Genomic DNA, 14,654 nt, shown 5'->3' with positions numbered 1-14,654 from the left:
GGCAGCCAATAAAGATGCGGCCTGGCGGCGGCAATGGCGGGGCAAATAGCAGGCGAGGTGAAATGGACATTGTATTTATAGAGCAACTTTCGGTTATCACCACCATTGGTGTTTACGACTGGGAACAGACCATTGAGCAGAAGCTGGTGTTCGATATCGAAATGGCCTGGGATAACCGCGTGGCGGCGAAAAGCGACGATGTGAATGATTGTCTGAGCTACGCGGATATCGCTGATGTGATTATCGGCCACGTCGAAGGCGGGCGTTTTGCACTGGTTGAACGCGTTGCGGAGGAAGTCGCTGAGCTGCTGCTGGCTCGTTTTAATTCGCCCTGGGTACGTATCAAATTGAGTAAACCTGGCGCGGTTGCGCGCGCGCTGAATGTGGGTGTGGTTATCGAACGTGGCCTAAATCTGAAAGAAAGTATTTAAATTCATAATAGTTAAACCAAGCGCTAGTATTCAGGTCATAGATCTCGGTCTTTCGCGGCTTCTCCACGGGATAAGCCGTTTTTTATATCTTTTTAGGGGTTTATTTGATGGGCGATATGCATTCATTGCTGGTAGCAGCCATTCTGGGTGTCGTTGAAGGTCTCACAGAATTTCTGCCCGTATCCAGTACCGGTCACATGATCATCGTGGGGCATTTATTAGGCTTTGAAGGTGATACGGCAAAAACGTTCGAGGTGGTGATCCAGTTAGGTTCGATCCTCGCGGTGGTGGTGATGTTCTGGCGACGTTTGTTTGGCCTGATTGGCATTCATTTCGGCAGGCAGCCGCATGAAGGGACTGGCACCGGCCGCCTGACGCTGATTCATATCCTGTTAGGCATGATCCCGGCGGTGGTACTGGGGCTGGTATTCCACGATACCATCAAATCGCTATTTAACCCGCTCAATGTGACCTATGCGCTGGTAGTCGGGGGTTTCTTGCTGATTGCCGCCGAAGTGCTGAAGCCGAAAGTCCCGCGCGCGCAGGGCGTGGATGATATGACCTATCGCCAGGCGTTTATGATTGGTTGTTTCCAGTGTCTGGCGCTGTGGCCGGGTTTTTCCCGCTCCGGGGCGACGATCTCCGGCGGCATGTTGATGGGCGTTAGCCGCTATGCGGCGTCCGAGTTCTCTTTCCTGCTGGCGGTGCCGATGATGATGGGCGCGACGGTACTGGATCTCTACAAGAGCATGGGCTTTCTCACCGTGGGTGATATCCCGATGTTCGCCGTGGGTTTTATCACCGCATTTATCGTTGCGCTGATCGCTATCAAAACCTTCCTGGAGCTGATTAAACACATCTCCTTTATTCCGTTTGCGATTTACCGTTTTGTGGTCGCGGCAGCGGTTTATCTGGTCTTCTTCTAAGGCTTGCGCCCTCAGTCTTTCGGCTGAGGGCAGCGATGTTCCTTCCAGACCGCCAGCGCTGCAATCCGCCGACGCGTCAGCTCTTCCCGTACTTCTGCTCCCGTAAACCCTGCCTCTATGACTGCTTTCGTTGGCACGGCGCGCGCCACTTCCCAGGCTTCACGCAGTAAACGCCCCTGCGAATAGTCGCAGGCTTCAAAACCGGTGCGCCCACGCACGTCCGCTTCGCTGGTCAGTGCGATTTGCTCGACACGCTGCGGTTTGCGCCATGCGTCGATGGTATCGAACAATTTGACGATGGTTTTCGGCTGTAAAATGGGGAAGGTATGGATCAGGTCGTGAAACTCCGCCACCAGTTTGGCTAAATCGCGGATCTCGTTGGGTACGCGCAGCCGCTGGCACAACCCCTCGACCAGTTTAACGCCCGCCGGGCCGTGCCCATGATGGCGCGGCCAGAGCGATTTTGGCGTCAGCGCTTTGCCTAAATCGTGGCACAATGTGGCGAAGCGCACATCAACATGCGGGCTGAGCATCGCCGCCATCGAGAGCGTCATTAACGTGTGCACACCTGTATCGATCTCCGGATGCCATTTCGCCGGTGCCGGTACGCCAAACAGCGCGTCGATCTCCGGGAACAGCACTTTCAGCGCACCGCAATCGCGTAGCACCTGGAAATAAACCTGCGGATTGCGGGTTTGCAGTGCGCTCTCGGTCTCTTTCCACACCCGTTCGGGTGTCAGGTGTTCAAGTTCACCCGCATCGGTCATCGCGCGCATCAGAGCCTGCGTTTCATCGGCGATACGGAAGCTAAGGTGCGCGTAACGGGCGGCAAAGCGCGCGACGCGTAACACGCGAAGCGGATCTTCACCAAAAGCCGGGGAGACGTGGCGCAGAATGCGGTTACGCAGATCCTGCTGGCCGCCATAGGGATCGATAATCTCGCCCTGGCTATCTTGCGCCAGCGCGTTCACGGTTAAATCACGGCGCAGCAGATCCTGCTCCAGCGTCACGTCTGGCGCGGCATAACAGGTGAAACCGGTATAGCCGGAGCCAGATTTGCGCTCGGTACGCGCCAGCGCGTACTCTTCGTGGCTTTGCGGGTGGAGGAATACAGGAAAGTCGCGGCCTACCTGCTGGTAGCCCGCGTCGAGCATCTCTTGCGGCGTCGCGCCGACAACAACCCAATCTTTGTCTTTGACCGGCAGGCCCAACAACGTATCACGTACTGCACCACCGACCAGATAACTCTTCACGCCGCCACTCTCCTCTACACATTTGCCGACAGATAATACGTAAGTGTAGAGAAGATGGCGAATCTGCTTAGTTCATCCAGCGATCTTTGCGTTTACGGGTGGGGATCATATGCGGTAACAACAGGCCGAGGATCAGGCCCGCGCCCAGCACGCCGCCGCCATACATAAACCACTGCATAATGATGGTGCGCTGTTTGTCATCGAGTTGCAGGTTCGCGGCATTCACCTTCTTCTGCGCCACGATTAACTCATTTTTGAGCTTTTGATTTTCATCTTTCAGACCGCTAATCACGCCATCGCTCTGGGCGACTTTCTGCTGCATCTCAGCGGTTTTCTGGTTCCAGGTATTATCGATATTGCTCAGTTTATCGGTCAGCGTTTTCACCTGGTTTTCCAGCTCTGGCACGCGGGTGCGCAGACTTGGCTGGCTGTTCAGCTCTTTCAGTGGGATCCACGCGGTACGCCCGGTGCTATCGCGCACCTGGCCGTAATCACTGTTTTCTTGCAACAGCGTGACTTCCTCGCCGGCATTTACCGTGCCGACAAGGCGATAATTATCGCCCGGGCCGCTACGTACCCAGGTATTCAGTTCATCGGAAACATAACGTTTTTCTTCGGCGTGGGTACCAACAGACACGCTAAGTGCAAAAAGGGTTAATCCAATCAGGCGTAATTTTGGCATCAGGCAGTCATTATTTTCATTAAACGTGAGTGATAAACAGTGGCAACAGTCTGACGACACCCGGCTGCTGGCATCAATCGGAATCTTCCAGGTCAAACTGCGCACTTACGCGAACTTTTGCACCCGTCAGATTGCGCATTGCATGGCAATTTGACGCAAAATACTATCTACTGACAAACATAGGGCGCGTTAGTTCGCCGAAATTTTCACTGATGTGACATAACCATAAGTGCAAGGCCATGGCTCAGGAAATCGAATTAAAGTTTATCGTGAAGAGCGATAGCGTGGAAACGCTTCGTCAACATCTGCATACGCTGACCGAAGAACATATCGCGTCCAGCCAGTTACTCAACATCTATTACGAGACGCCGGATAACTGGCTGCGCGGCCACGATATGGGGCTGCGCATCCGCGGTTTTGACGGTCAGTACGAGATGACGATGAAAATCGCCGGGCGGGTAATTGGCGGTTTGCATCAGCGGCCTGAATACAATATTCCGCTTACCCAGCCGGAACTCGATCTGGCGCGCTTCCCGGCAGAAGTATGGCCTGATGGCGTACTTCCGCAAGATTTACAGGCGCGAGTGCAGCCGCTGTTTAGCACCGATTTCTACCGTGAAAAATGGCTGGTTAACGTTGGCGAGAGCCGCATTGAGATTGGCCTTGATTTAGGCGAAGTCAAAGCGGGTGAATTTGTTGAGCCGATTTGCGAACTGGAGCTGGAACTGCTGAGCGGTTCTCCGGCGGATATCCTCAAGCTGGCGCGCCAGCTGGTGAATGTCTCCGGGCTGCGTCAGGGTAGCCTGAGCAAAGCGGCGCGCGGTTACCACCTGGCGCAGGGCAATGCCGTGCGCGAACGCCGCCCAACGGCGATTCTGCAAACCCCCGCCAAGGCCAGCGTTGAGCAGGCTTTTGCCGCCGCGCTGGAACTGGCGTTGTCGCAATGGCAATACCATGAAGAGCTGTGGGTGCGAGGAAATGAGAAAGCGAAAGCCGATGTTCTGAGCGCCATTGCCTTGCTGCGCCACACGCTGGCGCTGTTTGGCGGTATTGTCCCACGCAAAGCGAGCGCTCACTTACGTGATCTGCTGACCCAGTCTGAAGCGACCATTACGTCTGCCGTTTCAGCGAATACGGCGGTGTGGAGCGCGCAGTCAGCCCTGGCGAAACTGGTGCTCACCGAGTGGTTAGTGACGCAGGGCTGGCGAACCTTCCTTGATGAAAAAGCGCAGGCCAAATTCGCCGACTCCTTTAAACGCTTTGCCGATGTCCATCTGTCACGCTGCGCCGCCGAGCTGAAAAAAGCCTTTGCCCAGCCGCTGGGCGACAGCTATCGCGACCAGTTGCCGCGCCTGGCGCGTGATATCGACAGCGTGTTACTGATGGCCGGGCATTACGATCGCGCACGCGCCGTGGAGTGGCTGGAAAACTGGCAGGGGCTTCAGCACGCCATTGAAACGCGCCAGAGAGTCGAAATCGAACATTTCCGTAATACCGCGATTACCCAGGAGCCGTTCTGGTTGCACAGCGGAAAACGTTAACGAAAGGATATTTCGCATGCCGCACCACGCAGGATTGTCGCAACACTGGCAAACGGTTTTTTCTCGTCTGCCGGAAGCGCTCACCGCGCAGCCACTGAGCGCGCAGGCGCAGTCAGTGCTCACTTTTAGTGACTTTGTTCAGGATAGCATCATCGCGCATCCTGAGTGGCTGGCAGAGCTTGAAAGCGCGCCACCGCCGGCGAACGAGTGGCAACACTATGCGCAATGGCTGCAGGCGGCGCTGGAGGGTATCACCGATGAAGCCTCGCTGATGCGCGCGCTGCGGTTGTTTCGCCGTCGCATCATGGTGCGCATTGCCTGGAGCCAGGCGCTCCAACTGGTGGCGGAAGAGGATATCCTGCAACAGCTCAGCGTGCTGGCGGAAACCCTGATTGTTGCCGCGCGCGACTGGCTCTATGACGCCTGCTGCCGTGAGTGGGGAACGCCGTGCAATCCGCAAGGCGTGCCGCAGCCGATGCTGGTGCTCGGTATGGGCAAACTGGGCGGCGGCGAACTCAATTTCTCATCCGATATCGATTTGATTTTTGCCTGGCCGGAAAATGGCGCAACGCGCGGCGGACGCCGTGAACTGGATAATGCGCAGTTTTTTACCCGCCTTGGTCAACGGCTGATTAAAGTCCTCGACCAGCCAACGCAGGATGGCTTTGTCTACCGCGTCGATATGCGCTTGCGCCCGTTTGGCGACAGCGGCCCGCTGGTGCTGAGCTTTGCCGCGCTGGAAGATTACTACCAGGAGCAGGGGCGCGACTGGGAGCGCTACGCGATGGTGAAAGCGCGCATTATGGGCGATAACGACGGCGACCATGCGCGAGAGTTGCGTGCAATGCTGCGCCCGTTTGTTTTCCGCCGCTATATCGACTTCAGCGTGATCCAGTCCCTGCGCAACATGAAAGGCATGATCGCCCGCGAAGTGCGTCGCCGTGGCCTGAAGGACAACATAAAACTCGGCGCGGGCGGGATCCGCGAAATTGAATTTATCGTCCAGGTTTTCCAGCTGATTCGCGGCGGTCGCGAGCCTGCGCTGCAATCGCGTTCGCTGTTGCCGACGCTTGCGGCCATTGATCAACTGCATCTGCTGCCGGATGGTGATGCAACCCGACTGCGCGAGGCGTATTTGTGGCTGCGACGGCTGGAAAACCTGCTGCAGAGCATCAATGACGAACAGACACAGACGCTGCCGGGCGATGAACTGAATCGCGCGCGCCTCGCCTGGGGAATGGGTAAAGAGAGCTGGGAAGCGCTGAACGAAACGCTGGAAGCGCATATGTCGGCGGTGCGCCGGATCTTTAACGAACTGATTGGCGATGATGAAACGGATTCGCCGGAAGATGCCCTCTCTGAGAGCTGGCGCGAACTGTGGCAGGATGCGTTGCAGGAAGAGGATTCTACGCCTGTGCTGGCGCATCTCGCAGAGGACGATCGCCGCCGCGTAGTGGCGCTGATTGCCGATTTTCGCAAAGAGATGGATAAACGCACTATTGGCCCGCGCGGGCGGCAGGTGCTCGATCACTTAATGCCGCATCTGCTCAGCGATGTATGCTCGCGTGACGATGCCCCAGTGCCGCTGTCGCGCCTGACCCCGCTGCTTACCGGGATTATTACCCGCACCACATACCTTGAGCTGCTGAGTGAATTCCCCGGCGCACTGAAACACCTCATTTCCCTGTGCGCCGCGTCGCCGATGGTTGCCAGCCAACTGGCGCGCTACCCGATCCTGCTCGATGAACTGCTCGACCCGAACACGCTCTATCAACCGACGGCGATGAACGCCTATCGCGATGAGCTGCGCCAATACCTGCTGCGCGTGCCGGAAGAGGATGAAGAGCAACAGCTTGAGGCGCTGCGGCAGTTTAAACAGGCGCAGTTGCTGCGCGTGGCGGCGGCGGATATCGCCGGTACGTTACCAGTAATGAAAGTGAGCGATCACTTAACCTGGCTTGCGGAAGCGATTATTGATGCGGTGGTGCAGCAAGCCTGGGGGCAGATGGTGGCGCGTTACGGCCAGCCGACGCATCTGCACGATCGCGAAGGGCGCGGTTTCGCGGTGGTCGGTTATGGCAAACTGGGCGGCTGGGAGCTGGGTTACAGTTCCGATCTGGATCTGGTGTTCCTGCACGACTGCCCGATGGATGTGATGACTGATGGCGAGCGTGAAATCGATGGCCGCCAGTTCTATCTGCGACTTGCACAGCGCGTGATGCACTTGTTCAGCACGCGCACATCGTCCGGCATTCTTTATGAAGTCGACGCGCGTTTGCGCCCATCTGGTGCTGCGGGAATGCTGGTGACCACTGCGGAATCGTTCGCTGATTATCAGAAAAACGAAGCATGGACGTGGGAACATCAGGCGCTGGCCCGCGCGCGCGTGGTGTATGGCGATCCGCAACTGACTGCCGAGTTTGATGCCATTCGCCGCGATATCCTGATGACGCCGCGCGACGCCACTACGCTGCAAACTGAAGTGCGCGAAATGCGCGAAAAAATGCGTGCCCATCTTGGCAACAAGCACAAAGACCGCTTCGATCTGAAAGCCGATGAAGGCGGTATCACCGATATTGAGTTTATCGCCCAATATCTGGTACTGCGTTTTGCCCATGACAAGCCGAAACTGACGCGCTGGTCGGATAACGTGCGCATCCTTGAAGGGCTGGCGCAAAACGGCATCATGGATGAGCAGGAAGCGCAGGCATTGACGCTGGCGTACACCACATTGCGTGATGAGCTGCACCACCTGGCGCTGCAAGAGTTGCCGGGACATGTGGCGCGCTCCTGTTTTGTCGCTGAGCGTGCGCTTATCAAAACCAGCTGGAACAAGTGGCTGGTGGAACCGTGCGCCCCGGCGTAAGTGTGGTATCATCGCGCGCAAATTTTGTATCTCTCAGGAGACAGGAATGAAAGTGACGCTGCCAGAGTTTAAGCAAGCCGGTGTAATGGTGGTGGGTGATGTGATGCTGGATCGTTACTGGTACGGTCCAACCAGCCGTATCTCTCCGGAAGCGCCAGTCCCGGTTGTGAAAGTCGATACCATTGAAGAGCGACCGGGCGGTGCGGCAAACGTGGCGATGAACATTGCCTCGCTGGGCGCAACGGCGCGTCTGGTTGGTCTGACTGGCATTGACGATGCGGCGCGCGCGCTGAGCAAAGCGCTGGCGGATGTTAACGTTAAATGTGACTTCGTTTCTGTTCCGACGCATCCAACCATCACTAAGTTGCGCGTGCTGTCGCGCAACCAGCAGCTGATTCGCCTGGATTTTGAAGAGGGTTTTGAAGGGGTGGATCCGCAACCGCTGCATGAACGCATCAGCCAGGCGCTTGGCAACATTGGCGCACTGGTGCTGTCCGATTACGCTAAAGGCGCGCTGGCAAGTGTTCAGCAGATGATCGCGCTGGCCCGCAAAGCCGGTGTGCCGGTGCTTATCGATCCGAAAGGCACGGATTTTGAACGCTATCGCGGTGCCACGCTGCTGACTCCTAACCTGTCCGAGTTTGAAGCGGTGGCCGGGAAGTGCAAAAGCGAAGATGAGATCGTGGAACGCGGCATGAAATTGATTGCCGATTACGAGCTCTCTGCGCTGCTGGTTACCCGTTCCGAGCAGGGGATGACGCTACTGCAGCCGGGCAAAGCGCCGCTGCATATGCCGACCCAGGCGCAGGAAGTGTATGACGTCACCGGTGCGGGCGATACGGTGATTGGCGTGCTGGCGGCGACGCTGGCGGCCGGGAATTCGCTGGAAGAGGCGTGCTACTTCGCCAACGCGGCCGCAGGCGTGGTGGTCGGTAAACTCGGTACCTCAACCGTGTCGCCAATCGAGCTTGAAAATGCCGTGCGTGGCCGTGCGGAAACCGGCTTCGGTGTGATGACGGAAGACGAACTGAAAGTCGCTGTCGCGGCGGCGCGTAAGCGCGGCGAGAAAGTGGTGATGACCAACGGCGTGTTCGACATTCTGCATGCCGGGCATGTCTCTTATCTGGCGAATGCGCGCAAACTGGGCGATCGCCTGATTGTTGCGGTTAACAGTGATGCGTCCACCAAACGCCTGAAAGGGGAAACCCGTCCGGTGAACCCGCTGGAGCAGCGCATGATTGTACTGAGCGCGCTGGAAGCGGTGGACTGGGTGGTATCGTTTGAAGAGGATACGCCGCAGCGCCTGATTGCCGGGATCCTGCCGGATCTGCTGGTGAAAGGTGGTGATTACAAACCCGAACAGATCGCGGGCAGCGAAGAGGTGTGGGCGAACGGCGGGGAAGTGCTGGTGCTCAACTTTGAAGACGGCTGCTCAACCACCAACATCATCAAAAAGATCCAGAAAGACAGCCAATAACGGCGCTGCTGGTGAATGGTGAAAAGAAAAAGCCCTCTTTATGAGGGCTTTTTACTATTGTTCATCAACCGGTGGGATGGCGGGGGCCGGTTTCACTTCGGTGACGTTGCCGCTGCTGCGGCTTTCCAGCTCGCTGAGGCGCTGTTCCAGCAACGCCAGTTTTTCGCGGGTGCGCAGCAGAACCTGCGTCTGCACGTCAAACTCTTCGCGGCTCACCAGGTCGAGGCGGGTTAACTGCGATTGCAGCGTCTGACGGATTTTCTTTTCAACGTCTTCCCCAAACTCACGGATCCCTTTCGGCATGGATTCGTGAACCTGTCGCGCAATCTGTTCAATTTTCTTCGGATCAATCATGTTGGGGTCCCTGTTCGGATAGGCTCATAGGGTTATTGTAGTGTGATAACCCCAGGTGATAAACCAGAATTGTTTGAAGCTTATGCATTGCCGAAGATTATCAATGGCGTTATAGTTATCGCGCTTATTCTCAGGGCGGGGCGAAATTCCCCACCGGCGGTAAATCAGCGCATGCTGAAAGCCCGCGAGCGCTTCAGGTTAACGCCTGAAGGTCAGCAGATCCGGTGTAATTCCGGGGCCGACGGTTAAAGTCCGGATGGGAGAGAGTAACGAATCTGTCGGGCAATGACGCCCGCTCGCGTTATTTTTTTGCCGCATTGCGACACTCCTAAGACTGCCCTGATTCTGGTAACCATAACTTTATTGAGGTCTTTTACCATGAATCAGACGCTGCTTTCTTCTTTTGGCACGCCTTTCCAACGTATTGAACACGCGCTTGCCGCGCTGCGCGAAGGCCGCGGTGTGATGGTGCTCGATGACGAGAACCGCGAAAACGAAGGCGACATGATTTTCGCCGCCGAAACCATGACCGTTGAGCAGATGGCACTGACCATTCGCCACGGTAGCGGCATTGTTTGCCTGTGCCTGACCGACGAACGCCGTAAACAACTCGATCTGCCAATGATGGTAGAGAACAACACCAGCGCATTTGGCACCGGTTTTACTGTGACCATTGAAGCGGCGCATGGCGTAACCACCGGCGTTTCGGCGGCTGACCGTATCACTACTGTTCGTGCGGCGATTGCCGATGGCGCAAAACCGTCCGATCTGAACCGTCCAGGCCACGTGTTCCCGCTGCGTGCGCAGCCGGGTGGCGTGCTGACCCGTGGTGGTCACACAGAAGCGACTATCGATTTAGTGACGCTGGCGGGCTTCAAACCGGCGGGTGTGCTGTGTGAATTAACCAATGATGATGGTTCAATGGCGCGCGCCCCGGAATGCATCGCGTTTGCGAAACAGCACAATATGGCGGTAGTGACGATTGAAGACCTGGTGGCTTATCGCCAGGAACATGAGCGCAAAGCCAGCTAACAGTTAACCTTCTCCGTAAAAATCCGCAGCCAAGAGCTGCGGATTTTTTTGCCTGTTCTGCATCAAAGTTTGGCGTGCTTCTGGTCATCACGCATTGAAAATCAATTGTTCTACTTATAAAGTGGTAAGCGTTGCGGCGAGTATTACAAGGGATTTGAGATTTTTCTAACTCGTTCAATTTAAGTGGCTTTGTAATTAATTTGTGAAGCAATTTTTGCCGAATATATGACGGAGGCAATGTGTTCATTTCCTGGTATTGGATTGTGGCTGTTGTTGTGATTGTCTTTGGTTATATCCACGTGCTTAAACGTAATTGCAAAGCCTGCCGTCATGATCGGGAAGCGATATATAAAGGTTATTTACGCGTGGTGGAGGAGTTGAAAAAACACCGGCGCGTTGGGCAGGGCGATTAATACACCGCTGCCCGTCATCACTCTGACTTACCCGCCAAACCCCATCGCCTGTAACGCCACCAGGCTTAATCCCATCACCGACATGCCGCACAGCACGCCATAGCTTGGGTTGTTATTGGGATCGATCTCTTTTGCCAGCGGCATCAGCTCATCGACCGACAGCGCTACCATGATCCCGGCGACTGCAGCCATAATCGCCGCCATCACTACCGGCGAGACCAGGCTTCCCAGAATCAGCCACGCCAGCACCCCGCCAAGGATTTCCGCCATACCTGAAATACCCGCCCAGAAAACCGCACTGCGTTTTGACCCGGTCGCCGCATAGACCGGCCCTGCAACCGCCAGTCCTTCAGGAATATTGTGTAATGCAACCGCAAAAGCGATGCCAAAGCCGAGTTCCAGGTCGTTACTGGCGGTAACGTAAGTGGCGATCCCTTCGGGAAAGTTATGCAGGCTGATACCGAGCGTCAGCAAAATGGCGGTACGGCGAATGCCGCGCGGAAAAGTTTGCTGTGTGCCCTGCATTAAATCTTGCGGATGCGCGTGTGGCAGCAGGCGATCCAGCGCGAAATAGCCCAGCAACCCGACCACAAACATGCCGTAGCCGAGCATGGGCGACATATTTTCCGTTGCCAGCGCGGCGGGCAGCATCTCCATCAGTGAGATAAGCAGCATGATCCCGGCGGCAAAGCCGAGTGAAAACGCCAGTACGCGGTTTGAGGGCTTCTGGCCGATAACACCAAGAAGCGCGCCAATAAACGTCGCCGCGCCTGCCAGGATGGTCAGAATCAAAGGTACTGACATAAGTTACTCCTTTATGATAATCATTCTCATTAATCTAAGATTTTGTTGCAAAAAAAGCGAGACGGAGTGGCGACCTTTACGCATTCCTTACATTCAAAATTACTGATGATCTTCATCATGGTTATCTGAGTTCTTCACCCGCCGAAAAAGCGTAACCTACGTTTATCAAAATAGACACACTCAGTAAGGATATCACCATGTCAGCACCTCGCATGCCTGCACTGTTTTTGGGCCACGGCAGCCCAATGAATGTGCTGGAAGATAACGTTTATACCCGCGCCTGGAGCGCTCTGGGCGAGACGCTGCCACGCCCGAAAGCGATTGTGGTGGTATCCGCGCACTGGTTTACTCGCGGAACCGGCGTGACCGCTATGGAAGCGCCGAAAACTATCCATGATTTCGGCGGTTTCCCGCAGGCGTTATACGATACGCATTACCCTGCTCCGGGCTCGCCGGAACTGGCGCAACGCCTGGTGGAATTGCTCTCGCCAGTGCCGGTAACGCTGGATAAAGAAGCCTGGGGTTTTGACCACGGTTCATGGGGCGTGTTGATTAAAATGTACCCGAACGCGGATATTCCGATGGTGCAGCTCAGTATCGACAGCACCAAACCGGCGGCATGGCACTTCGAAATGGGGCGCAAACTGGCGGCACTTCGCGATGAAGGCATTATGCTGGTGGCCAGCGGTAATGTGGTACATAACCTGCGAACTGCGCGCTGGCATGGCGAAAATACGCCGTATCCGTGGGCCATTGCGTTCAATGATTATGTGAAAGAGAACCTGACCTGGCAGGGGCCAGCCGAGCAGCATCCGTTGGTCAATTATCTTGACCATGAAGGCGGTTCGCTCTCTAACCCGACGCCGGATCACTTCCTGCCGTTGCTGTATGTGCTTGGCGCATGGGATGGCAGGGAACCTGTGTCGATACCGGTCGATGGTCTCGAGATGGGATCGCTCAGTATGCTCTCGGTGCAGGTTGGCTAAATGACTGGCGCGTTATGCGCCATTTTTTTTGCCTGAAAATGGAAAACTTCGAGGAGGATCGCAAAAAAAAGCACCTGAAATACGGTTTTTTTGAAAATAAAAAGAGCTTCGCTACAAAAATGAAACGCCGTGCTGAATTTCGGCTCTTTTTGTGAACATCATCGTCGCAATAACCCACCTGAGTGACTACGCTTCAGAAGGTCTGTTTTTCAGACATACCCATAAAAACAATCCGGTGTAATGCCACGAACATTCTGTTCGCGGTCGGTCTTTTGCGCCTAAAAAATAAACCCTCTGGAGACACGGAAATATGAACTCAGCGAAAACCTTACTGAAAGTCTGTATTAGTTCCGCTCTGCTGTTTATCTCCCACGCCTCTGTCGCCCAAACCTTTCGCGCTGCCGATGTTCACCCCGCCGACTACCCCAATGTGGTGGCGGTAAAACATATGGGGGAAAAGCTCAGTAAGGCGACAGACGGTCGGCTGGATATTAAGACCTTTCCAGGCGGCGTATTAGGCGATGAGAAGCAAGTCATTGAACAGGCACAAATTGGCGCCATTGATATTATTCGTGTCTCTATGACGCCAGTGGCGGCGATATTACCGGAGATAAATGTCTTTACGCTGCCCTATATTTTCCGCGATGAAGACCATATGCACAAAGTGCTGGATGGCATGATTGGCCAGGAAATTGGTAACCGCCTGTCGGAAAGCAGCAAATCACGGCTAATTTTCCTGGGCTGGATGGACGCCGGGACGCGTAACCTGATCACCAAAGCGCCAGTCACTAAGCCGGAAGATCTTAAGGGTATGAAGATCCGCGTGCAGGGCAGCCCAATTGCGCTCGATACCCTGAAAGCGATGGGCGCTAACTCGGTGGCGATGGGGGTCAGCGAAGTGTTCAGCGGAATGCAAACCGGCGTGATCGATGGCACGGAAAATAACCCGCCCACTTTCGTCGCGCATAACTATTTACCGGTCGTCAAAAATTATACCTGGAGTAAGCATTTTATTATTCCCGAGCTGTTTTTGTTCTCAAAAGCCAAATGGGACAAGCTGAAAAAAGAGGATCAGGAATTAATTCTGAAACTGGCGAAAGAGGCCCAAGCTGAGCAGCGAGAATTATGGAAAACCTATAACGAAAAATCGCTGGAAGCGATGAAAACGGGCGGAGTGCAATTCCATGACATCGATACCAAAGCGTTTTTTGAAGCGACACAACCGGTTCGTGATAAATACGGCAAAGAGCATCAGGAGCTGATTACCCGTATTCAACAAGTGCAATAACTTTTGCCGGGCAGGCGCGTTTTGTGTTCTGCCCACTTGCAACTTTCACCGGGAAAACTGCTATGGCTGAACGCTATTCGTTGTTGATGGATATTCTGTACCGGATATCGATGTGGATTGCAGGTCTGGCGCTGTTAATTATGGTGGCGATTATTCCGGTGGGCATTTTCGCCCGCTACGTCATGAACAGCGCTTTATCGTGGCCGGAGCCGGTCGCCATTATTTGCATGGTGACCTTTACCTTTATTGGCGCCGCCGTGAGTTACCGCGCGGGTTCGCATATTGCAGTCAGTATGGTTACCGATCGTTTAAGCGAACCGCTGCGCAAAATCTGCTTTGTGATTGCGGAGTTGATGCTGCTGGCGATCAGCATTTTTATTCTCTGGTATAGCACTGCGTTATGCGCGGAATTATGGGAACAACCGGTCGCCGAATTCCCGCTCTTTACCGCAGGAGAAAGCTATTTGCCGCTGCCTGTCGGTTCTGCCATTACCATCTTGTTTATTATCGAAAAAATGCTTTTTGGCGCGCAATATCACCGCCCGGTGGTGATGCTGGGTTCGTCGAGCTAATCCCCGATCACATCCCGTAAGGAACGTTT

At 55.1% G+C, this 14,654-nt stretch carries 14 protein-coding genes and 1 riboswitch; of the genes, 10 read left to right on the top strand and 4 right to left on the bottom strand.

Features of this window, described 5'->3' with window-relative positions; all coding sequences use genetic code 11:
• Positions 1-62: 62 nt before the first annotated feature.
• Positions 63-431 carry a bifunctional dihydroneopterin aldolase/7,8-dihydroneopterin epimerase gene (gene folB, locus H650_RS10815; protein ID WP_020455305.1) on the top strand — a complete coding sequence of 123 codons (369 nt, stop codon included), beginning with the start codon at positions 63-65 and terminating at the stop codon, positions 429-431.
• A gap of 107 nt (positions 432-538) precedes the next feature.
• Positions 539-1,357 (top strand): undecaprenyl-diphosphate phosphatase, encoded by an 819-nt coding sequence (gene bacA, locus H650_RS10810; protein WP_020455304.1) that lies wholly within the window; start codon positions 539-541, stop codon positions 1,355-1,357.
• Positions 1,358-1,368: 11 nt separating this feature from the next.
• Here bacA and H650_RS10805 read toward each other — a convergent pair whose 3' ends face one another.
• Together H650_RS10805 and H650_RS10800 are read right to left on the bottom strand one after the other, a co-directional pair.
• Complete coding sequence (locus tag H650_RS10805; RefSeq protein WP_020455303.1) at positions 1,369-2,610, bottom strand: multifunctional CCA addition/repair protein; 1,242 nt, start codon at positions 2,608-2,610, stop codon at positions 1,369-1,371.
• Between the two features lie 67 nt (positions 2,611-2,677).
• Positions 2,678-3,292, bottom strand: a complete 615-nt coding sequence (locus H650_RS10800) for a TIGR04211 family SH3 domain-containing protein (protein WP_020455302.1) — start codon at positions 3,290-3,292, stop codon at positions 2,678-2,680.
• Between the two features lie 239 nt (positions 3,293-3,531).
• Here H650_RS10800 and H650_RS10795 point away from each other — a divergent pair, with 239 nt between their 5' ends.
• From H650_RS10795 to hldE, 3 genes are read left to right on the top strand one after another with little or no spacing between them, the layout of a single operon-like run.
• Entirely contained in the window at positions 3,532-4,833 is a 1,302-nt protein-coding gene (locus tag H650_RS10795; protein WP_020455301.1) for a CYTH domain-containing protein, read from the top strand.
• Between the two features lie 16 nt (positions 4,834-4,849).
• Positions 4,850-7,699: a bifunctional [glutamate--ammonia ligase]-adenylyl-L-tyrosine phosphorylase/[glutamate--ammonia-ligase] adenylyltransferase gene (gene glnE, locus H650_RS10790; RefSeq protein ID WP_020455300.1), complete on the top strand. Its 2,850-nt coding sequence runs from the start codon at positions 4,850-4,852 to the stop codon at positions 7,697-7,699.
• Between the two features lie 46 nt (positions 7,700-7,745).
• The gene (gene hldE, locus H650_RS10785; RefSeq protein WP_020455299.1) at positions 7,746-9,176 is read left to right on the top strand and encodes a bifunctional D-glycero-beta-D-manno-heptose-7-phosphate kinase/D-glycero-beta-D-manno-heptose 1-phosphate adenylyltransferase HldE; all 1,431 of its coding nucleotides are present in this window, start codon (positions 7,746-7,748) and stop codon (positions 9,174-9,176) included.
• 54 nt (positions 9,177-9,230) lie between these two features.
• Here the strand turns inward: hldE and ubiK are convergent, their stop codons facing one another.
• A complete protein-coding gene (gene ubiK / locus H650_RS10780) occupies positions 9,231-9,530 on the bottom strand; it encodes a ubiquinone biosynthesis accessory factor UbiK (RefSeq protein ID WP_020455298.1) in 300 nt (99 codons plus the stop codon).
• A gap of 122 nt (positions 9,531-9,652) precedes the next feature.
• A riboswitch (FMN riboswitch) is annotated at positions 9,653-9,802 on the top strand.
• A gap of 106 nt (positions 9,803-9,908) precedes the next feature.
• Here ubiK and ribB point away from each other — a divergent pair.
• Together ribB and H650_RS10770 are read left to right on the top strand one after the other, a co-directional pair.
• On the top strand, positions 9,909-10,562 hold the full coding sequence (ribB, locus tag H650_RS10775) for a 3,4-dihydroxy-2-butanone-4-phosphate synthase (RefSeq protein WP_020455297.1): 654 nt from the start codon (positions 9,909-9,911) through the stop codon (positions 10,560-10,562).
• Between the two features lie 263 nt (positions 10,563-10,825).
• On the top strand, positions 10,826-10,975 hold the full coding sequence (locus tag H650_RS10770; protein WP_158539535.1) for a hypothetical protein: 150 nt from the start codon (positions 10,826-10,828) through the stop codon (positions 10,973-10,975).
• Between the two features lie 27 nt (positions 10,976-11,002).
• Here the strand turns inward: H650_RS10770 and zupT are convergent, their stop codons facing one another.
• Positions 11,003-11,779, bottom strand: coding sequence for a zinc transporter ZupT (gene zupT / locus H650_RS10765; RefSeq protein ID WP_020455295.1), 777 nt, complete (start codon positions 11,777-11,779; stop codon positions 11,003-11,005).
• 197 nt (positions 11,780-11,976) lie between these two features.
• Here zupT and ygiD point away from each other — a divergent pair, with 197 nt between their 5' ends.
• The 3 genes from ygiD (at position 11,977) to H650_RS10750 (ending at position 14,625) form a co-directional block, all read left to right on the top strand.
• Positions 11,977-12,765, top strand: coding sequence for a 4,5-DOPA-extradiol-dioxygenase (gene ygiD, locus H650_RS10760; RefSeq protein ID WP_020455294.1), 789 nt, complete (start codon positions 11,977-11,979; stop codon positions 12,763-12,765).
• 310 nt (positions 12,766-13,075) lie between these two features.
• Positions 13,076-14,053 carry a TRAP transporter substrate-binding protein gene (locus tag H650_RS10755; protein ID WP_020455292.1) on the top strand — a complete coding sequence of 326 codons (978 nt, stop codon included), beginning with the start codon at positions 13,076-13,078 and terminating at the stop codon, positions 14,051-14,053.
• Positions 14,054-14,115: 62 nt separating this feature from the next.
• Entirely contained in the window at positions 14,116-14,625 is a 510-nt protein-coding gene (locus H650_RS10750; RefSeq protein WP_020455291.1) for a TRAP transporter small permease, read from the top strand.
• Positions 14,626-14,654 lie beyond the last annotated feature (29 nt).

This window comes from Enterobacter sp. R4-368 (genome assembly GCF_000410515.1).
Lineage (GTDB): Bacteria > Pseudomonadota > Gammaproteobacteria > Enterobacterales > Enterobacteriaceae > Kosakonia.
The sequence above is the reverse complement of the archived record's forward strand: the minus strand, read 5'-3'. Positions and strand labels throughout refer to the sequence as shown.